The sequence below is a fragment of the Bacillus sp. AFS037270 genome, from assembly GCF_002585305.1.
Map to the genome: position 1 here is coordinate 1 of NZ_NUNF01000063.1, position 20,446 is coordinate 20,446.

General features: G+C 40.9%; 18 protein-coding genes. 15 read left to right on the plus strand and 3 right to left on the minus strand.

Annotation, left to right across the window (positions count from 1 at the left end; genetic code table 11):
• Positions 1–169 precede the first annotated feature (169 nt).
• Positions 170–376 carry a small acid-soluble spore protein SspI gene (gene sspI / locus COD92_RS25755; RefSeq protein WP_098526887.1) on the minus strand — a complete coding sequence of 69 codons (207 nt, stop codon included), beginning with the start codon at positions 374–376 and terminating at the stop codon, positions 170–172.
• Between the two features lie 121 nt (positions 377–497).
• Between sspI and COD92_RS25760 the strand changes: the two genes are divergently transcribed.
• The 3 genes from COD92_RS25760 (at position 498) to pheT (ending at position 5,189) form a co-directional block, all read left to right on the plus strand.
• The gene (locus tag COD92_RS25760; protein WP_098526888.1) at positions 498–1,247 is read left to right on the plus strand and encodes a TrmH family RNA methyltransferase; all 750 of its coding nucleotides are present in this window, start codon (positions 498–500) and stop codon (positions 1,245–1,247) included.
• Between the two features lie 435 nt (positions 1,248–1,682).
• Positions 1,683–2,720, plus strand: coding sequence for a phenylalanine--tRNA ligase subunit alpha (gene pheS, locus COD92_RS25765; protein ID WP_098526889.1), 1,038 nt, complete (start codon positions 1,683–1,685; stop codon positions 2,718–2,720).
• A 54-nt stretch (positions 2,721–2,774) separates the two neighbouring features.
• Positions 2,775–5,189 (plus strand): phenylalanine--tRNA ligase subunit beta, encoded by a 2,415-nt coding sequence (pheT, locus tag COD92_RS25770; protein WP_098526890.1) that lies wholly within the window; start codon positions 2,775–2,777, stop codon positions 5,187–5,189.
• Between the two features lie 45 nt (positions 5,190–5,234).
• Here the strand turns inward: pheT and COD92_RS25775 are convergent, their stop codons facing one another.
• The gene (locus COD92_RS25775) at positions 5,235–5,534 is read right to left on the minus strand and encodes a 4a-hydroxytetrahydrobiopterin dehydratase (protein WP_098526891.1); all 300 of its coding nucleotides are present in this window, start codon (positions 5,532–5,534) and stop codon (positions 5,235–5,237) included.
• 59 nt (positions 5,535–5,593) lie between these two features.
• Positions 5,594–6,547 carry a ribonuclease HIII gene (gene rnhC / locus COD92_RS25780; protein WP_098526892.1) on the minus strand — a complete coding sequence of 318 codons (954 nt, stop codon included), beginning with the start codon at positions 6,545–6,547 and terminating at the stop codon, positions 5,594–5,596.
• Positions 6,548–6,696: 149 nt separating this feature from the next.
• On the opposite strand from rnhC, the gene zapA reads away from it, so the two are divergent.
• The 12 genes from zapA (at position 6,697) to uvrC (ending at position 20,397) form a co-directional block, all read left to right on the plus strand.
• Complete coding sequence (gene zapA / locus COD92_RS25785) at positions 6,697–6,957, plus strand: cell division protein ZapA (protein ID WP_098526893.1); 261 nt, start codon at positions 6,697–6,699, stop codon at positions 6,955–6,957.
• Between the two features lie 7 nt (positions 6,958–6,964).
• Positions 6,965–7,507, plus strand: coding sequence for a CvpA family protein (locus tag COD92_RS25790; RefSeq protein WP_098526894.1), 543 nt, complete (start codon positions 6,965–6,967; stop codon positions 7,505–7,507).
• Positions 7,508–7,591: 84 nt separating this feature from the next.
• On the plus strand, positions 7,592–9,307 hold the full coding sequence (gene polX, locus COD92_RS25795) for a DNA polymerase/3'-5' exonuclease PolX (protein WP_098526919.1): 1,716 nt from the start codon (positions 7,592–7,594) through the stop codon (positions 9,305–9,307).
• 170 nt (positions 9,308–9,477) lie between these two features.
• Entirely contained in the window at positions 9,478–11,835 is a 2,358-nt protein-coding gene (locus COD92_RS25800; protein ID WP_098526895.1) for an endonuclease MutS2, read from the plus strand.
• A 20-nt stretch (positions 11,836–11,855) separates the two neighbouring features.
• On the plus strand, positions 11,856–12,263 hold the full coding sequence (locus tag COD92_RS25805) for a DUF350 domain-containing protein (protein WP_098526896.1): 408 nt from the start codon (positions 11,856–11,858) through the stop codon (positions 12,261–12,263).
• A 255-nt stretch (positions 12,264–12,518) separates the two neighbouring features.
• Positions 12,519–14,225, plus strand: a complete 1,707-nt coding sequence (locus COD92_RS25810) for an AMP-binding protein (RefSeq protein ID WP_098526897.1) — start codon at positions 12,519–12,521, stop codon at positions 14,223–14,225.
• A 311-nt stretch (positions 14,226–14,536) separates the two neighbouring features.
• On the plus strand, positions 14,537–15,121 hold the full coding sequence (locus COD92_RS25815; protein WP_098526898.1) for a fatty acid metabolism transcriptional regulator FadR: 585 nt from the start codon (positions 14,537–14,539) through the stop codon (positions 15,119–15,121).
• Positions 15,122–15,143: 22 nt separating this feature from the next.
• Positions 15,144–15,917, plus strand: a complete 774-nt coding sequence (locus COD92_RS25820; protein ID WP_098526899.1) for an enoyl-CoA hydratase — start codon at positions 15,144–15,146, stop codon at positions 15,915–15,917.
• A gap of 107 nt (positions 15,918–16,024) precedes the next feature.
• Positions 16,025–16,798 (plus strand): electron transfer flavoprotein subunit beta/FixA family protein, encoded by a 774-nt coding sequence (locus COD92_RS25825; protein WP_098526900.1) that lies wholly within the window; start codon positions 16,025–16,027, stop codon positions 16,796–16,798.
• A 39-nt stretch (positions 16,799–16,837) separates the two neighbouring features.
• Positions 16,838–17,815 carry an electron transfer flavoprotein subunit alpha/FixB family protein gene (locus COD92_RS25830; protein WP_098526901.1) on the plus strand — a complete coding sequence of 326 codons (978 nt, stop codon included), beginning with the start codon at positions 16,838–16,840 and terminating at the stop codon, positions 17,813–17,815.
• Positions 17,816–18,022: 207 nt separating this feature from the next.
• Positions 18,023–18,337 carry a thioredoxin gene (trxA, locus tag COD92_RS25835; protein ID WP_098526902.1) on the plus strand — a complete coding sequence of 105 codons (315 nt, stop codon included), beginning with the start codon at positions 18,023–18,025 and terminating at the stop codon, positions 18,335–18,337.
• Between the two features lie 287 nt (positions 18,338–18,624).
• The gene (uvrC, locus tag COD92_RS25840; RefSeq protein WP_098526903.1) at positions 18,625–20,397 is read left to right on the plus strand and encodes an excinuclease ABC subunit UvrC; all 1,773 of its coding nucleotides are present in this window, start codon (positions 18,625–18,627) and stop codon (positions 20,395–20,397) included.
• Positions 20,398–20,446: the final 49 nt, after the last annotated feature.

The window sequence follows — 20,446 nt, forward strand, 5'->3', positions numbered from 1 at the left end:
GGTCAATGAAACAGCGTGTCATTGCCCGAGCGAGAGTTTATTTTGTCCAGACGGTCAATGAAAGAGTATGTCATTGCCCGAGCAAGGGTCTATTTTGTCCGGTCCGTCAAAGAAATGATCAGTACTTACTGTTATAAATAAAAAAGCTGCCAAATTGGCAGCCTGTGAATTACTTCACGCCTTTTTCAAGGGTTTCAAGCATTTCTTTCTTCTCATCTTCTGATGAATTTTGCCAAATCACTTCAAATAATACCCCAAGTCCTGGAAGCATCTTTTCTTCGCCACTTTGAATCGCATCAACAATGGTATCTTCTAATTGATCTTGAGTATTACCAGAAACGTTGTGAAGAATCGCATTTCTTAGGTTTAAGTTCATTTTAATACCCTCCTTTTGTTAAACTTCATTCAATATTATGATTTCTAGGTTTTGGTTTTATTATGTAATATATTTAGGATATAATGAGAAAATCATAAGAGCATTTTAAAGGAGAACTGTTTTGAAATACATAGAATCTGTCAATAATCCTAAGGTAAAACAATGGAAAAAGTTACTGACAAAAAAAGAGCGCGATAAGAGTGGTACTTTTATAGTGGAAGGCTTTCATTTGGTTGAGGAGGCATTAAAGCAAGGCGAACAAGTTTTAGAAATCATTGTTTCGGATAAAGTAGGACTGCCTCCGCGCTGGGATGCTGGATCTACACCAGTTACATCGGTTACGGAAGAAATCTCTAACTCATTATCTGAAACGGAAGCACCTCAAGGAATTTATGCTGTTTGCCGCCAATCCAATCAAGAGGTTCAGGATGCCAAAACGCTGTTGCTAATTGATGCTGTCCAGGACCCAGGCAATCTGGGTACTATGATCCGTACAGCCGATGCGGCCGGGATTGATGCGGTTGTGGTGGGACGCGGCAGTGTCGATATTTATAACTCGAAGGTCTTAAGGTCGGCACAGGGAAGCCATTTTCATCTGCCAATCATTAGAGGAGACCTTCATGAATGGATTGACAAGCTTCATGATAAAAATATACCGGTTTATGGTACAGCACTTGAAGGTGCATCAGCCTATACGGATATTTCTTGCGGTGCTTCGTTTGCCCTTATCGTTGGCAACGAGGGCAATGGTGTCGCCAAAGATCTACTTTCAAGTACAACCGCCAACCTATATATCCCGATTTTCGGAAAAAGTGAATCATTAAATGTTGCGGTTGCGACAGGAATTCTGCTCTATTATTTAAAAAAATAGGCGGAATACGTTTGACCTTTTGCTGAAAAACGTTATATAATAATGAACAATTGAAAAAAGTTAAAAACGATGACGGAGAAAAGTATCTAGTTATCGACCATTTAGGGAGAAGGTGCCATGACTGCAAGCACTTTTATGGTTCTAGATTAGAGAAGTTCACCTCCTGAGTTGGCATCGGGACCACAATATAAAAGCTAGAGCTTGATAGTAGATTACTGTCTAGCTACAGCGCAAGGGCGCTTCCGCTTTTCGTGTAAAGATGCATCGGCACAGGCCGTTATTCGAATGAAGCGAACACAATGTTTTATACATAACGTGTGTTTACAAGGGTGGTACCGCGAATTAACAAACCTCGTCCCTTTCCAGGGATGGGGTTTTTTTGTTTTTTTATGGCTACCTAAAGTGACCAATTACCATTAAGGAGGAATAGATGATATGCAAGAACGATTAAAGGAATTGCAGGAAGAGGCTCTTCAAAAAGTTGAGCAGTCTGCCAACTTAAAAGAATTAAATGACATCCGCGTTGCTTACCTAGGTAAAAAGGGACCGATTACAGAAGTACTTCGCGGAATGGGGAAGCTTTCAGCTGAAGAACGTCCAGTCATGGGGGCACTTGTAAATGAAGTGCGTGAAATCATTGCTGCTAAAATTGAAGCCAAACAAAAAGGGTTAGAAGAAGCTGCAGTTTTAGAAAAATTAGCATCTGAAAGCATCGATGTGACACTTCCGGGCAGTCCAGTCAGGGTTGGAAACCACCATCCGTTGACAAGAATTATTGAGGAAATTGAAGACCTATTTATCGGCATGGGCTATCAAGTAGCCGAAGGTCCTGAGGTAGAGCAAGATTATTATAATTTCGAAGCTCTTAATTTACCAAAAGGCCACCCGGCCCGTGATATGCAGGACTCCTTTTATATTACAGAAGAAATCCTTCTTCGTACCCATACCTCACCAGTCCAAGCACGGACAATGGAAAAGCATGAAGGCAAAGGACCAATTAAAATTATCTGCCCTGGTAAGGTTTACCGCCGCGATAATGATGATGCGACACACTCTCATCAATTCATGCAAATTGAAGGTCTAGTTGTCGGTGAGAACATCCGCATGAGTGACTTAAAAGGTACATTAGAGGTTTTTGCGAAGAAAATGTTTGGTGAAGATCGTGAAATTCGACTCAGACCAAGTTTCTTCCCATTCACAGAGCCTTCTGTTGAGATGGATATCTCTTGTAAGATTTGTGGAGGCCATGGCTGTAATGTATGTAAGAAAACAGGCTGGATTGAGATTTTAGGTGCAGGGATGGTTCATCCGAACGTGCTTGAAATGGCCGGCTACGATTCTAAAAAGTACACTGGATTCGCATTTGGTATGGGACCTGAGCGAATTGCGATGTTGAAATACGGTGTCGATGATATCCGTCATTTCTATACCAACGATGTACGATTCTTAAAACAGTTTTCAAAACACGAGTAAAACTAAATGCTGAAGCCCCTAGGCGCGGAAGCTGAATAATAGGAGGTTGGCGACATGTTCGTATCATATAAATGGCTGCAGGATTATATTGATTTAACAGGCGTAACAGCAGCTGAACTTGCTGAAAAAATTACAAAAAGCGGTATTGAAGTAGAAGGCGTAGAGGTCCTTAACGAAGGCATTAAAGGTGTAGTTATCGGCCATGTCCTAGAACGTGAACAGCATCCAAATGCTGATAAATTAAGCAAATGTCTTGTAGATATCGGAGCAGAACAGCCCGTTCAGATTATTTGCGGTGCACCGAATGTGGCACAAGGCCAAAAGGTGGCAGTTGCTACAGTGGGTGCCGTACTTCCTGGTAATTTTAAAATTAAAAAGGCGAAGCTTCGCGGCGAAGAGTCTAATGGAATGATTTGCTCCCTAACTGAGCTAGGTATGGAAGGGAAAATCGTTCCGAAAGAATATTCCGAGGGCATCTTTGTTTTTCCGGCAGAGACGGAAGTTGGCGTTGATGCGTTAGCGCATCTTAATCGCGACGATGAAGTGTTAGAGCTGAGTTTAACCCCTAACCGTGCTGACTGCCTAAGTATGCTAGGTGTTGCCTATGAAGTGGCGGCTATCTTAGGAAGAGAAGTTAAGTTTCCAGAAACAGATCTTGAGGCAACAAATGAAAAAGCAGCAGATTATGTGAAAATCAATGTTGAAGCAAAAGAGGATAACCCACTTTACGTGGCTAAAATCATTAAAAATGTAAAAATTGGACCTTCTCCACTGTGGATGCAAACACGCTTAATGAATGCTGGAATTCGTCCACACAATAATGTAGTTGATATTACAAACTATATTTTATTAGAATATGGTCAGCCATTACATGCATTTGATTATGACCGTTTAGGCTCAAAGGAAATCCTTGTCCGCCGTGCGGTAGATGGTGAAAAGTTTGTAACCCTTGATGATGTTGAACGCACTTTAACTGCCGACCACCTTGTAATCACTAACGGAACTGAGCCAGTCGCTTTAGCTGGGGTAATGGGCGGCGCTAATTCAGAGGTTACTTCAGATACAACCACTGTACTTTTAGAGGCAGCTTATTTTAATGGTCAGACTGTCCGTAAAGCTTCTAAAGATCATGGTTTAAGAAGCGAAGCAAGCGCTCGTTTCGAAAAAGGTGTGGATCCAAACCGTGTTCGTGCTGCGGGTGAGCGTGCTGCCTACTTAATGGCGAAATATGCTGGCGGTCAAGTGCTCAAAGGTACATCAGAGGTCGATACACTAACGGTTGAACCTGCAGTTGTTTCCATTACACTTAAAAAAATTAATCGTGTCCTAGGCACAGATCTTCAAATGAACGACGTAAAAGAAATTTTTGATCGTTTGCAATTCCCGGTTAGTATCGAGCAAGATACGATTACAGTTACGGCGCCAACACGTCGTGGGGATATCAAAATTGAAGAGGATTTAGTGGAAGAGGTTGCCCGTCTTTACGGCTATGACGATATTCCAAAAACATTGCCAATTGGTTCGACAACTCCAGGCAAATTGTCCTCTTACCAGAAGAAACGCCGTGTAGTTCGTCAGTATCTTGAGGGAGCAGGGCTGTATCAAGCTGTAACCTATTCTTTAACGAGTGAGGAAAAAGCTGCTCAATTTGCCATGGAAAAACGCAACCCAATTCGCCTGGCAATGCCAATGAGTGAAGAACGCAGCGTGCTTCGATTAAGTATTTTGCCACAATTACTAGAAGTATTAAAATACAATAGCGCACGTCAAAACGACAGCTTAGCAGTGTATGAAACAGGTGCTGTATTCTTATCAAATGGGGAAGAAACACTTCCAGTTGAAAACGAGCATTTAGCAGGAGCTGTGACAGGTCTGTGGCACAGCCATTCATGGCAGGGTGAGAAGAAGGCAGTTGACTTCTATGTTGTGAAAGGTATTTTAGAAGGAATGTTTGCAAAGCTTGGCCTAGAAGATCGAATTGTATATGTTCAGGCGCAAGTAGAAGGCATGCACCCTGGCCGTACAGCAGAAATCAAGTTAGACGGTGTAAGCGTTGGTTTCGTTGGCCAGGTACATCCAACCGTTCAAAAAGAACTTGATTTAAAAGATACCTATGTATTTGAACTTTCTTTACAATCAGTTCTTCAAGAAGAAACAGCACCATTACAATACAACAGCATCCCACGCTTCCCAACGATCACAAGAGACATTGCTCTTGTGGTAAACAGAGAAACGGTGTCAGGCACCTTAAAAGAGATTATTTTGTTTACAGGTGCACCGCTCCTACAGGAAGCAGTGGTGTTTGATCTGTATGAGGGTGAAAGAATGGAAGAAGGCAAGAAGTCGATTGCTTTCTCATTAAAGTATTTAGATCCTGAACGTACATTGACAGACGAAGAGGTAACGAAGGTCCATGAACGCGTGCTTGAAGCCTTAAAAGAAAAGGCTGGAGCCGTGCTTCGAGGATAATAATATTAAAAGCAAAAAGAGTATCTGTGCGATACTCTTTTTGCTTTATTTTCCTTTATATTTTTCATAGAGAACATCATAATTTTTCGCTAACTCTATATCCAAATCCGTCAAGCCCCCGGCATTCCAAGAAGTAAGCCTGAGAGTCACTAATTTATAATCAATTGCAATAAAAGGATGATGATTTTTTTCTTCAGACAGCTCGGCAATTTCATTTACAAACCCTACCCCACTCAAAAACTCCCGAAAACGATATTTTTTAACAATGAATTTACCGTCCAATTTCCATCCTGGTAATGCATCCAAAGCTTGATCAATTTCCGTTAAACTTAGCCTTTTTGCCACTCATACCCCTCCAATTGCCATTTACTATTACTCTATTCTACGGCCCTTACCATAACGACTTAGTTCCGCTTTTTATTTACAAGGGCCATTGCCTTGTCAGTATTGGCAAAATGAAGTTTTACGAAGGAAGGAAGGCACTCTCGCCCTTTACTCATAATCAGCTTGGCAGCCGCCACATCCACCTGTGACCCGGCACCCTTTGGAATCTTAAAACCCGCTGCCTCACTAAGCTTATCAATATATTGAATAAACGCATATCGTGCCAGGATACTAGCCGCAGCAACAGCTAAATGAATTCCTTCTGCTTTGGTACTAAAATAAACATCCTGATTGGCGATCGCCTTCTGCCCTTTTAAATGCTGAAAATAAGTACTAGGCTGGACAAATTGGTCAATTAAAATCGCCTCAGGTTTCGCAGGTGATATCTTCTCCAACACATTTAAAATGGCCTGATTATGAAGCAATGCCTTCATTTTACCTTGGGACATTCCCGAACCTTGCACCTGATTATATTTTTCATTTTTCAGAGTCATCAAGCTAAAGGGAACTACATCCTTAATAACCTTAGCAATTGATATTATTTTTTCATCATTCAAATCCTTTGAATCGCGTACACCTAATTCTTTTAATAACGGAATATCTTCTTTTCTGACATAGGCTGCTACCACCGTAATCGGACCGAAAAAGTCCCCCGTGCCCACTTCGTCTGAACCGATGGCCGACATCCCACCAATACCTGCAGGAAGGTCGCCTTTTGCTACAGACTTCCCCTTCGCAGCAGAAGTTTTTTTACTTGGAGCACCCGCAGCACTGCTGCCCCATTTCCTGGCCTCTGATTCACTATCATTCCCTTGAAACAAGACTTTCCCGGACTTATAGGCCGTAATCATACAGGAGGGGGTTTTTGCAGCAAACACACTTCCAGGAATATTTTTATCCAAAAGCTGCTTTGAATAATAGTTTTTCAATTCATTAATCTTCGACATATCTAAATTAAGAACAACATTTCCCACTAAGACACCACATTTCAATAAATTTTCTTGCTATGTTTAAAAAAACAGGATGAATCCAAGACCTATTTCATTTTCGATTTGTTTGACTTTTCGACTTATGTACGTTCGTGTTATAGTATAGAGTAGGATTCTGGAATGGAGGCTTTACGTTGTCAAATTTACAAAAACATAAAACAACCGTTGCTATATACGGCCAGCAATACGTCATAATGGGTACGGAAAGTCCAAGTCATGTACGACTTGTGGCATCGTTAGTTGACGACAAAATGCGCGAAATTAGTTATAAGAATCCAACTCTAGACGTAAATAAACTAGCTGTTCTGACTGCGGTAAATGCAGTCAATGATTATATTAAATTAAAAGATCAGTTAGAGCGGCTGCAAGCAGAACTACAAAAAGAAAAGGACTAAAAAAAATATGTTAGGTTTAGCCATTATCATTTTTCTCATTATTGGATTCTTTGTTGGACTTAAAAGGGGGTTTATCCTTCAGCTTGTTCATCTAATAGGTTTTATTATTGCATATGTGGCCGCCACTTCCTACTATGAAGAACTTTCAACAAAACTCATTTTATGGATTCCCTATCCAAACTTTGGTGATGCCACAGGTTTAAAAATTTTAACAGATTCAAATGATATGCAGAGTGCTTTTTATCGGGCGATTGCCTTTGTTATTATCTTCTTTGCTGTAAAAATATTGTTTCAAATCATAGGCTCTATGCTCGATTTCATTGCCCATTTGCCGGTCTTAAAACAGCTGAATGTATTAGCTGGGGGCATATTAGGCTTTTGTGAAGTCTATTTACTTATTTTTATTTTATTATATATTGGAGCCTTAATTCCAATCGGATTTATTCAGGATGCACTCGATCACTCCTCATTGGCGAAAGCAATTGTGAATCACACCCCTATCCTTTCACAGCAAATTAAAAGCTTGTGGATTGAATATACAACTGCTTGAACTTCTCTGTAGCAGAGGAGTTTTTCTATTCATGCCATAAACTAAGATAAAATGAAAAAGCTAAACAGAGGGCAGGTGTTTATGATGGAAGTTAATAAAAAAGAAATAATTAGGTTATTAGAAACCATTGCGATTTATATGGAATTAAAAGGTGAAAACCCATTTAAAGTTTCCGCCTTTCGGAAAGCGGCAAATGCGCTAGAAACAGATGAACGTGTCTTAACGGAAATTGAAGACTTTACCAGCATTGCTGGGATTGGCAAAGGGACTGCCACTGTAATAGATGAATACATAAAAGAAGGAACATCTACAGTCTTAAAGGAGTTAAAGGAAGAAGTTCCAGCTGGTTTAATCCCTTTGCTGCAGCTTCCAGGTCTTGGAGGAAAGAAGATAGCCAAGCTCAATAAGGAGCTGGGAATTGTAGATGTTGTCAGTTTAAAAGAAGCTTGTCAAGCTGGCCAGGTGCAGGCCCTTGCCGGATTTGGCAAGAAAACAGAAGAGAAGATCTTAAGTGCAATCGCCAATGTGGGAACAAGGCCTGAACGGCTTCCGCTGGCGTACATGCTTCCAATTGCCGACCAAATTGAAGCGAAACTGGCAGAAATGCCGGATATCATTCGTTTTTCTAGAGCGGGAAGCTTAAGAAGAATGAGGGAAACAATTAAGGATCTTGATTTCATCATTTCAACAACCCAACCGGAAATGGTCCGCGAACACTTGTTGAATCTGCCGCGAATAAAGGAAGTCATCGGTGCCGGGGATACAAAGGTCTCCATTGTCTTGGATCTTGATTATGACGTTTCAGTGGATTTCCGCCTCGTCAAGCCGGAGGAATTCATTACAACGCTGCATCATTTTACTGGTTCAAAGGATCATAATGTCCGGATGCGTCAGCTTGCTAAAGAACGTGGTGAAAAAATAAGTGAATATGGTGTTGAAAATGTAGAATCAGGGGAGATTCTTACTTTTTCATCAGAAGAAGAATTTTTCAAACATTTTGATCTGCCGTTTATTCCGCCGGAAATTCGCGAGGACGGAAAAGAAGTAGAGCAATTCTCGGCGTCTGAAGCATTGATTGAGCTTACAGATATTAAAGGTGATTTGCATATGCATACCACCTGGAGTGACGGAGCTCACTCGATTGAAGAAATGGTAGAAGCCTGCCGGGCGAGAGGCTACCAATACTTAGCCATTACAGACCACTCGCAGTACCTAAAAGTAGCAAACGGTCTGACACGTGAGAAATTGCTAAGGCAGAAAGAAGAAATTAAGAAATTAAATCAAAAATACGATGATATTCTGATCCTATCGGGTGTAGAGATGGATATTTTACCTGATGGGACATTAGACTATGATGATGAGTTATTAGCAGAAATGGATTTTGTGATTGCCTCCATACATTCGGCATTTTCCCAGCCAAGGGAAAAAATTATGGAACGGTTAAAGACGGCATTGGAAAATGCTCACGTCGATTTAATTGCCCATCCAACCGGCCGAAAAATTGGCCGCCGGGAAGGCTATGATGTCGATGTTGATTTATTAATCCAACTGGCTAAAGAGACCAATACAGCATTGGAATTAAATGCAAACCCTAACAGGCTCGATTTAGCAGCAGAATATTTACGAAAAGCCCAAGAAAACGGCGTTAAAATTCTCATTAATACCGATGCCCATCAATTGGATACATTAAAGCATATGGAAATTGGCGTTTCGGCGGCCAAAAAAGGCTGGATTAAAAAGTCTACAGTGATTAATGCATTAGATAAATATGAATTACTTGAATATATACATCATCGATAAGAAAAGCGTAAGCGCCTGTTCAGCGGCGTATGGCCTGGAGTGCTCCAACTGAGATAAAGGAAACACGAAGAGCGCTAGCGATTCGATGTTGACTTATCGTAGGGCGGAGCGCGAAGGACACTAGCCGCTAGGCGCTGGAGCTGGACAATTCAGAGAAGGCGGGAAACTCCATGCACGAGAGAGCCTTAAAGGTTTTGGAATTTACAAAAGTAAGAGAACAGCTATTCGAACATGCCTCTTCCTCACTTGGAAGAGATAAAATAAAAAATTTAGTCCCCTCGACGAATTTTGACGAAGTGGTAAGGCTCCAAGCAGAAACGGATGAAGCAGCAACCGTCATTCGTATTAAAGGAAATGTACCGTTAGCAGGAATTCATGATATTCGTGCCCATATTAAACGATCCGTGATCGGCGGCGTTTTGAGCCCGCATGAACTGATTCAGATTGCAAGCACGATTCATGCGAGCCGCCAAATGAAGCGATTTATCGAGGAGTTAGCTGCAGACAGAACAGAACTGCCAATCTTAGTAGAACAAGTCTCAAATATCATTCCGCTCACGAACTTGGAGCAGGATATTAAACATGCCATCGATGAGAGTGGAGAAGTTTTGGATAGTGCTAGTGATTTGCTGCGATCGTTAAGGCATCAGCTTCGGTCTAATGAGTCGAGAATTCGTGAACGGTTAGAAAGTATGATTCGTTCCTCAAACGCAGCTAAAATGTTATCCGATGCGATTGTGACAATTCGAAATGACCGGTTTGTTATCCCGGTAAAGCAAGAGTACCGCGGCCATTATGGCGGGATTATTCATGATCAAAGTTCATCAGGTCAAACACTTTTTATTGAACCGCAGGTTATTGTCCAATTAAATAATCAACTCCAAGATATTCGTGTCAAGGAACAGCTTGAAATTGAAAGAATCTTAACAGAGCTGTCCGCAGAAACAGCCGAATATGAAGGTGAACTCAAGGTAATTGTCGATATTTTAGCCAATTTAGATTTTGTTTTTGCAAAAGCGAAATATGGTAAAAAAATAAAGGCTTCCATGCCAATTATGAATGATGAAGGAAGAATTGCTTTATATAAAGCCCGTCATCCGCTCATTCCGATTGATGAAGTGGTTGCCAATGATATCATGCTCGGAAAAGAGTACACAACGATTGTGATAACGGGTCCCAATACAGGGGGTAAAACGGTCACCTTAAAGACGCTTGGCCTATGCTCGTTAATGGCACAGGCAGGCCTTCAGGTACCGGCCTTGGACGGCTCGGAACTCGCCGTTTTTGATTCAGTCTATGCCGATATTGGTGATGAGCAGTCGATTGAACAAAGCCTAAGTACCTTTTCGTCCCACATGGTTAATATTGTCGATATTTTAAACCGGGTCGATTTTAACAGTCTAGTCTTATTTGATGAACTAGGGGCGGGAACCGATCCACAGGAAGGTGCTGCCTTGGCGATCTCGATTTTAGATGAGGTCCACAAGCGCGGGGCAAGGGTCATTGCGACGACCCACTATCCGGAATTAAAGGCGTATGGTTATAATCGCGAGGGTGTATTAAATGCAAGTGTGGAATTTGATGTTGAGACATTGAGCCCGACATATAAACTATTATTGGGAGTACCCGGCCGAAGTAACGCCTTTGAAATTTCGAAACGGCTTGGCTTAAATGAAAGAGTCATTGAAACAGCCCGCTCGCATGTAAGTGAAGACACTAATCAGATTGATAAAATGATCGCTTCTCTTGAGGAAAGCAAGCGCCAAGCTGAGCGTGAACAAGAAGAAGCACGCGACTTTTTAAAACAAGCGGAAAAGCTTCATCAAGATTTACAATCGCAAATGATTGAGTTTTATGATAGAAAAGATACAATGCTTGAAAAAGCAGCGGAAAAGGCCGCTGATATTGTGGATGAGGCGAAACAAGAAGCTGAGAAGGTTATCCGTGATTTGCGAAAAATGAGAACAGAAAAACATGCGGAAATAAAAGAACATGAACTCATTGATGCTAAAAAGCGGCTTGAACAGGCAGCACCGGAAATCAAGAAATCCGCGAAATTAACAAACACCAAAACTAAAAAACACACCTTCATGCCTGGGGATGAGGTGAAGGTCTTGACCTTTGACCAAAAAGGAACCCTGCTGGACCGTGTTTCAAACAATGAATGGCAGGTTCAAATTGGTATTTTGAAGATGAAGGTCAAAGAAAAGGATATGGAGTACTTGAGTACACCAAAACAAGTGGAAACCAGACCAATGGCGATCGTAAAAGGACGAGATACTCTAGTTAAACTGGAACTGGATCTCCGTGGGGAAAGGTATGAGGATGCCCTTCTGAAGGTAGAAAAATATATTGATGATGCACTACTTGCAAGTTATCCTCGTGTATCAATCATCCATGGAAAAGGTACGGGGGCCTTAAGACAGGGCGTACAAGAATATTTACGAAACCATCGTTCCGTTAAGAAAATCCGCTTTGGAGAAGCCGGAGAGGGTGGTTCAGGGGTAACCATCGTCGAATTTAAATAATATTTCCGGGGAGAAACGTAATGGACCAGTTTTGGGAGAATAGATATATTCAGATAGCTGCATATTACAGTGTTGTGATTTTATGTATGGTTGTCTTTTTAGCTGTGTTTGAAGTGGTAACCAGATATAAAAATTGGGAAGAAATCAAAAAAGGAAACCTGGCAGTGGCAATGGCAACAGGTGGAAAAATACTGGGGCTTGCCAACATTTTCCGAGCATCTATTAAGGACAATAATTCCTTACTGGAGATGGTTGGCTGGGGTGTTTACGGGTTTGTCCTGCTGCTTGCCGGCTATTTTATCTTTGAATTTTTAACACCCAAATTCAAGATTGATGAGGAAATTCAAAATGATAACAGAGCGGTTGGTTTGTTGTCGCTGATTATCTCAATCGGGTTGTCCTTTGTGATTGGTGCAGGAATTTCGTAAGGGGAGAAAATAACAGTGGAGACATTAGCTAAAGTACTGCTGGGATTGTGCGGTTTGTTTTTACTTATAGGCATTATTTATATGGTGTTTTTTGCATAAGATCAATCATCGCTGAAGTATTTTGGCGATGATTTTTTTTTGCTAAATGGATTAAGCCCCATAATTGCAAAGTCTCATTGTCTATAACTAATCGCTGTACTATAATAGAAGAGAGTTTATAATTTTTATAATTTATGATAAAAAAGGAGGTTATTTATGTTGGAGTCAAAACCCTGGTTGGACCTTTATCCAAAGGAAATTCCTGCCACACTTGAATACTCCAGAGAATCCGTACAAGAATACTTAATAAACGCAGCCAGAGAGTTTCCGGAGAAAATAGCGATTCATTTTATGGGAAAAGAAATGACGTATAAACAACTTTATGAAGAGTCGCTTAGTGTTGCCAGTTATCTACAGCAATCCATAGGCATTCAAAAGGATGAGCGGGTTGCCATTATGCTTCCTAATTGTCCGCAAGCTGTAATCAGTTATTTTGGTATCTTAATGGCAGGAGGAATCGTCGTTCAAACCAATCCGTTATATACGGAACGAGAGCTGGAGTACCAAATGAAAGACTCCGGTTCAAAAGCTATAATCACCATGGACATTCTTTATCCACGAGTCACAAAAGTTATGCCGCAGACTAATTTACAACACGCTATTGTAACCGCTATCAAAGACTACTTGCCATTTCCTAAAAATCTTATTTATCCCTTCATCCAGAAAAAGCAATATGGGATTGTCGTAAAGGTAAAACATGAAGGAAACTCCCATTTACTCACCGAAATTGTCAAAGCAAATTCAACAGAATTGATCCAGCATGATTTTGATCCAGAAGAAGATATTGCCTTATTACAATATACTGGAGGGACAACCGGTTTTCCAAAAGGAGTCATGCTGACCCATAAAAATCTGATTGCCAATACTTGCATGAGTGAGGCCTGGTTATATAAATGTAAACCCGGTGAAGAATCAGTTTTGGGAATATTGCCGTTTTTCCATGTTTATGGAATGACTACGGTCATGATTTTATCGATCAAGATGGCCTATAAAATGATTTTATTACCGAAATTTGATGCCCTAACGACATTGAAGACCATTCACAAACAGCGGCCAACTCTATTTCCAGGTGCGCCAACCATCTATATCGGCCTATTGAATCATCCTGATTTGAAGAAATATGACCTTTCTTCGATTGATTCCTGTATCAGCGGGTCGGCGGCACTCCCAGTGGAAATACAGCAAAAATTCGAGGAAGTTACAGGTGGAAAGCTCGTAGAAGGCTATGGACTATCTGAAGCATCTCCTGTCACTCATTCTAATTTTTTATGGGATGTTCCAAGGATAAAAGGCAGTATCGGAGTTCCATATCCTGACACAGACGCTGTCATTTTGTCTGTTGAAACGGGTGAACAGATGCCAGTCGGCGAAATTGGTGAAATTGTGATTAAAGGACCGCAAATTATGAAGGGCTACTGGAATCGTCCAAAGGAAACAGAAGAAGTACTGAAGGATGGCTGGCTTTATACCGGAGACCTTGGTTACATGGATGAGAAGGGATATTTTTATGTAGTAGATCGTAAAAAGGACATGATTATCGCCGGAGGTTTTAATATCTATCCTCGAGAGATCGAAGAAGTATTATATGAACATCCAGATGTAGTGGAGGCCGTTGCTGCCGGTGTTCCTGATCCATATCGCGGAGAAACTGTGAAGGCATATCTTGTCTTAAAAGAAGGTTCCACTGTTACAGCTGAAGAAATGAATCAATTTGCAAGAAAATACTTGGCTGCTTATAAAGCACCTCGGGTTTATGAATTTAGAAAAGAATTACCGAAAACGGCAATAGGTAAAATATTAAGAAGAACACTTGTAGAAGAAGAAAAACAAAAAATAGAGCAAGAAAGCCAAAAACACGCGTAGCTTTTTAATTATTTTTTTTGAGCAGGAAGGCTTGTCTCACCACGCTATTTTATATTACGATGAAGTGGTCAGTTTTTCTTGACAGCAGCTAATTTAAATTCTATTATAAAATTATGAATGATGATTCATTCATAATTTCTTTTTAAGATTATAAATTTGATTAATGTCTAGCTGCAGCGCCTAGGGGCTCGAGGTCATAAGCCAATCCGGCAAGAAGGTTAAAAAGCAACCTTCTCGCCGGCTCGTCTTATGCTTGTCGCCCCTGAACAAGGCGCTTCCGCTTTTCGATTTTCTTCAAGAGGGTGGACATAGTGAAAAAGAATAAACCGAAATATATGCAAATTATAGATGCAGCGGTAATCGTTATCGCTGAAAATGGGTACCATCAAGCCCAAGTTTCCAAAATCGCAAAGCAGGCAGGGGTGGCAGATGGCACCATTTATCTATATTTTAAAAACAAAGAAGACATCCTTATCTCTCTCTTTGAAGAAAAAATGGGCGAATTCGTTGAAAAAATAGAAGAAAAAATAGCAGGAAAAGTGACGGCAGAAGAGAAGTTATTAATGATGATTGAAACCCATTTCCAACTTCTATCGGATGATCACCATATGGCAATTGTTACCCAGCTGGAGTTACGTCAATCCAATAAAGAATTGCGGTTAAGAATTAATGCGGTTCTTAAAGGATATTTACAGGTCATCGAAAAAATCATTTTAGAAGGAAAAGAAACAGGGGAGTTCTCAAGTGATCTTGATGTTCGTCTAGCCCGGCAAATGATCTTCGGGACGATTGATGAAACAGTTACATCGTGGGTGATGAACGAGGAGAAATATGATTTACTGGCCTTGGCATCTCCAGTCCATCGACTGTTGATCGATGGCTGTGGAAAAAGGTAAGGAAAGAAAAGGGGGAGTTGCATTGGAATACTTAAAATGGTCGTATCAGGATCGGATTGCCACGATTACCATCGAGCGTCCGCCAGCAAATGCACTTTCATCGGGTCTGTTAAGAGAATTGTCTGCAGTTCTTGATGAAATCGAGCCAAACCGTGAGATTGGGGTTATTGTCATTCACGGAGAAGGCCGATTTTTTTCAGCAGGAGCCGATATTAAGGAATTTACGACTGTGACTTCATCAGAAGGATTTGCGAACCTTGGCAAGTTTGGGCAAGATTTATTCGATCGGATGGAAAAATTCCCAAAACCAATTATTGCAGCCATCCATGGTGCAGCTCTAGGTGGTGGACTTGAATTGGCGATGGCCTGTCATATCCGTTATGTAAGTGAAAATGCCAAACTTGGTCTGCCTGAGCTTCAGCTTGGGTTAATCCCTGGTTTTGCGGGTACCCAGCGTTTGCCTAAATACATCGGTGTTGCAAGGGCTGCGGAAATGCTGTTTACTTCTGAACCTATTTCCGGTCTAGAGGCGGTTGAATATGGTTTAGCAAACCGTGCCTTCCCTGAAAGTCAGCTGTTAGATGAAGCGTATAAATTGGCAGGCAAGATTGCTAAGAAAAGTCCTGGTTCCATTCAAGCAACCATAGAATTATTGAATTATGCTAAAACAGAGGAATTCTACGAAGGAACAAAAAGGGAAGCTGAATTATTTGGTGAAGTATTTGTATCAGAGGATGCAAAAGAAGGAATCCAGGCATTTCTTGAAAAGAGAGAGCCTAGTTTTAAAGGGGCATAACTTCTAACGTCAGGCATCTGTCCAGAAGTTCCAATAAATTTTTTTGCTAAGAATTTTCTCAATCTTTCGAACTAAATTAATGTTTGAAATTTACTAGGAGGGAAACCATGAACATTTATGTATTAATGAAAAGAACCTTTGATACGGAAGAAAAGATTACCATTTCCGGCGGCAAAATCAACGAGGACGGTGCAGAATTCATTATCAATCCATATGATGAATATGCCATTGAAGAAGCAATTCAAGTCCGCGATGCCAATGGCGGTGAAGTGACCGTTATTTCAGTTGGAAATGAGGAAGCTGAAAAGCAATTACGCACTGCTCTTGCGATGGGTGCAGACAAGGCCGTTCTTATTAATATCGAAGATGATGTAGAAAATGGTGACCAATTTACCACTGCGAAAATTCTAGCCGAATACTTAAAAGAGAAAAATGCCGATTTAATTTTAGGCGGCAATGTCGCGATCGATGGCGGTTCAGGCCAAGTTGGTCCGCGTGTGGCCGAACTGCTTAACATTCCTTACGTTACAACGATTACGAAGTTAGAAATTGATGGAACAAAGGTAACGGTAACTCGTGATGTTGAGGGAGATTCAGAAGTGATTGAAACGAGCCTGCCGCTTTTAGTAACAGCACAGCAAGGCCTAAACGAGCCCCGCTACCCTTCGCTGCCAGGTATCATGAAGGCAAAGAAAAAGCCGCTTGAAGAATTAGAGTTAGATGATCTCGATCTTGAGGAAGACGAAGTTGAAGCCAAAACAAAAACAATTGAAATTTACTTGCCGCCTAAAAAAGAAGCTGGCAAGGTTTTAGCAGGCGATTTAAATGACCAAGTGAAAGAGCTTGTTCATCTTCTTCATACAGAAGCGAAAGTAATCTAATCCATTCACATAAAAATTGTCTTTCAGGAGGGTAATCGAATGTCGAGAAAAGTATTGGTACTAGGAGAAGTTCGTGACGGATCATTACGTAATGTTTCTTTCGAAGCAATTGCCGCAGCGAAAACAGTCGCAGAGGGCGGAGAAGTTGTTGGGGTTTTAGTAGGCGAATCTGTAAGCGCTTTAGGTGCTGAACTGATTCAATATGGAGCAGACCGTGTTGTCGTTGTAGAGGACGGAAAATTAAAGCAATATACATCTGACGGTTTTGCCCAAGCCTTATTAGCAGTCATTGACCAAGAAAAACCGGAAGGATTAGTGTTAGGGCATACGTCCTTAGGAAAAGATTTAGCGCCGCGTATTGCCGGTAAACTTTCTTCGGGTCTTATTTCTGACGCTACGGCTGTTGATGCGGCAGGCGGAAATATTGTGTTTACTAGACCAATTTACTCCGGTAAAGCATTTGAAAAGAAAATTGTGACTGATGGGCTGATCTTTGCCACTGTCCGTCCGAATAATATTGCACCATCCGTAAAGGATGAAAACAGAACAGGAGAGGTCACTTCACTGTCTGTTGATATCAAGGACCTTCGAGCTATTATCAAAGAGGTGGTAAGAAAAGCAAGTGAGGGTGTAGATTTAAGTGAAGCAAAGGTCGTAATCTCTGGAGGACGTGGCGTAAAAAGTGCTGAAGGTTTTGCGCCATTAAAGGAATTAGCAAATGTATTAGGAGGAGCTGTAGGGGCTTCTCGTGGCGCCTGTGATGCTGACTATTGTGATTACTCCTTGCAAATAGGCCAGACCGGTAAGGTAGTTACACCAGATTTATATATTGCCTGCGGTATTTCAGGTGCGATTCAGCACTTAGCAGGAATGTCCAATTCTAAGGTCATTGTAGCGATTAACAAAGACCCAGAAGCTAACATTTTTAAAGTAGCTGATTACGGTATTGTTGGTGATTTATTCGAAGTCGTGCCACTGTTAACAGAAGAATTTAAAAAACTAAAAGTTCATTCTTAATAAACTAAAGCTTGGTCGGTTTACTAACGGAAATGCAGGTCAATACTAAAAAGCGGGCGGTGTATGGCTCGCTTTTTTACTTGGTTATGAATAGAATACTTACAGTAAAAAAGGGAAAATTATTTGCGAGACATATTATTAGCGTGATATGACAAACAAATGATATACTTTCCGTAGTATTCCAGTATTTTAAGGAGGTCAATATAAATGGCTATTTCACACGTAACAGATCAAAATTTTTCTGCTGAAACAGGTTCAGGTCTTGTGCTCGTAGATTTCTGGGCACCATGGTGCGGACCTTGTAAAATGATTGCCCCAGTTCTTGAAGAACTTGACGCAGAAATGGGCGAAAAAGTAAAAATCACTAAGCTTGATGTAGATGAAAACCCGCAAACTGCTGCTAACTTTGGTGTTATGAGCATTCCAACATTGTTGGTATTAAAAAACGGCGAAGTGGTTGATAAAGTAGTCGGCTTCCAACCTAAAGATGCATTAGCAAGTGTATTAGATAAGCACGTATAAGTTTACCAAAGTAAGAACCTCAAGCTCTTAGGCTGAGGTTCTTTTCTTTAAAAAAATGAAATATAACTTTGAGAATTGTCCAGCTACAGCGCCTAGGGGCTCGGGGTCATAAGTCAATCCGTCAAGTAGGCTAAAGAACAGCCTTCTTGCCGGCTCGTCTTATGCCTGTCGCCCCTGAACAAGGCGCTTCCGCTTTTCTTTTTTTACAGAAGTCTCCTACTTCCCTTTATCGTAACTATGCATTAGAATTTATAAGATATGATATAAAAGACGGAGGAGTGGCCGGAATGAATGAAATTATTAAGCAAAAATTGACCCTGCTGCCTGATCAGCCTGGCTGCTACTTAATGAAAGACCGTCAGGGAACGATTATATATGTGGGGAAAGCGAAAGTGTTAAAGAACCGTGTTCGTTCTTATTTTAACGGTTCTCACGATGGGAAAACATTAAGACTTGTCAATGAAATTGAAGACTTTGAGTATATTGTTACCTCTTCAAATATAGAAGCGCTTCTACTTGAATTAAATCTGATCAAGAAATACGACCCAAAATATAACATCATGCTAAAGGATGACAAAACCTATCCGTTTATAAAATTAACAGCGGAAAGACATCCGAAATTAATTATTACGAGAAAGGTAAAAAAGGATAAAGGGAAATACTTTGGACCCTATCCAAATGTCGGGGCGGCAAACGAAACAAAAAAGCTGCTCGACCGAATTTATCCACTGCGTAAGTGCTCTACCCTTCCTGATCGGGTCTGCTTGTACTACCATTTAGGACAGTGCCTGGCACCTTGTGTAAATGAAGTAAGTGAAGAACAATATAAACAAATGACGGATGAAATCACCCGTTTTTTAAATGGCGGCTATAAAGAAATTAAAAACGAGCTAACGGAAAAAATGACTGCGGCGGCTGAAGAACTTGATTTTGAACGAGCTAAGGAGTTCCGAGATAAAATTGTCCACATTGAGACCATTATGGAAAAGCAAAAAATCACGATGACTGATTTTACAGACCGTGATGTGTTTGGCTATGCAGTCGACAAGGGCTGGATGTGTGTTCAAGTCTTTTTTGTCCGTCAAGGTAAGTTGATTGAGCGGGACGTCTCGATGTTCCCAATCTATAATGAACCTGAGGAAGAAATCTTAACATTCCTTGGTCAATTCTATACAAAAGCAAATCATTTTAAGCCAAAAGAGATCCTTATCCAAGATGAGGTCGATCTTCATTTGGCAGAGCAGCTGCTGGAAGTAAAAGTCCTTCAGCCACAAAGAGGGGCCAAAAAGGACCTGGTTAAAATGGCGATTAAGAATGCCAATATCGCCTTAAAGGAAAAATTTTCACTCATTGAAAAAGATGAGGAAAGAACGATAAAAGCCGTTGAAAATTTGGGAGAGCTCCTCGGGATTTATACCCCGCACCGAATTGAGTCATTTGATAACTCCAATATTCAAGGGACGGACCCCGTATCAGCAATGGTTGTTTTTACAGATGGAAAAGCGAACAAACGCGAATATCGAAAATATAAAATAAAATCGGTAAAAGGTCCGGATGATTATGAATCCATGCGGGAAGTCACTAGGAGACGATATTCGAGAGCCCTAAAAGAAAATCTTCCGCTGCCGGATTTAATTATTATTGATGGCGGTAAAGGACATGTTGAGGCCGTACGGGATGTTCTAGAAAATGAACTTGGTTTAGATATTCCGCTTTCAGGTCTTGTGAAGGATGAGAAGCACCGCACTTCACAGCTTCTCTATGGAAATCCGCTCGAAGTTGTCCCGTTAGCACGGAATAGCCAAGAGTTTTATTTGCTGCAGCGAATTCAGGATGAAGTCCACCGTTTTGCGATTACTTTTCACCGGCAAATCCGTGGGAAAAGTGCTTTTCAATCATTACTCGACGATATCCCGGGAATTGGTGAAAAGCGCAAAAAATTATTATTAAAACAGTTTGGTTCAGTGAAAAAAATGAAGGAAGCTACGCTGGAGGAATTTACTGCACTTGGTATTCCAACAAATGTAGCAGAAGAATTAATCGAAAAACTTCGTTCATAATTATTGTCATAAAATAATGAACATGCTATAATGATAAAAATTTAATCAG

Excerpts from the sequence above, each read along its gene's own strand:
- COD92_RS25800 (WP_098526895.1), top strand. The coding sequence starts at position 9,478 with ATGCACGAGAGAGCCTTAAAGGTTTTGGAATTTACAAAAGTAAGAGAA.
- COD92_RS25805 (WP_098526896.1), top strand. The coding sequence starts at position 11,856 with ATGGACCAGTTTTGGGAGAATAGATATATTCAGATAGCTGCATATTAC.
- COD92_RS25810 (WP_098526897.1), top strand. The coding sequence starts at position 12,519 with ATGTTGGAGTCAAAACCCTGGTTGGACCTTTATCCAAAGGAAATTCCT.
- COD92_RS25790 (WP_098526894.1), top strand. The coding sequence starts at position 6,965 with ATGTTAGGTTTAGCCATTATCATTTTTCTCATTATTGGATTCTTTGTT.
- polX (WP_098526919.1), top strand. The coding sequence starts at position 7,592 with ATGGAAGTTAATAAAAAAGAAATAATTAGGTTATTAGAAACCATTGCG.
- sspI (WP_098526887.1), bottom strand. The coding sequence starts at position 376 with ATGAACTTAAACCTAAGAAATGCGATTCTTCACAACGTTTCTGGTAAT.
- pheS (WP_098526889.1), top strand. The coding sequence starts at position 1,683 with ATGCAAGAACGATTAAAGGAATTGCAGGAAGAGGCTCTTCAAAAAGTT.
- trxA (WP_098526902.1), top strand. The coding sequence starts at position 18,023 with ATGGCTATTTCACACGTAACAGATCAAAATTTTTCTGCTGAAACAGGT.
- uvrC (WP_098526903.1), top strand. The coding sequence starts at position 18,625 with ATGAATGAAATTATTAAGCAAAAATTGACCCTGCTGCCTGATCAGCCT.
- COD92_RS25830 (WP_098526901.1), top strand. The coding sequence starts at position 16,838 with ATGTCGAGAAAAGTATTGGTACTAGGAGAAGTTCGTGACGGATCATTA.
- COD92_RS25825 (WP_098526900.1), top strand. The coding sequence starts at position 16,025 with ATGAACATTTATGTATTAATGAAAAGAACCTTTGATACGGAAGAAAAG.
- pheT (WP_098526890.1), top strand. The coding sequence starts at position 2,775 with ATGTTCGTATCATATAAATGGCTGCAGGATTATATTGATTTAACAGGC.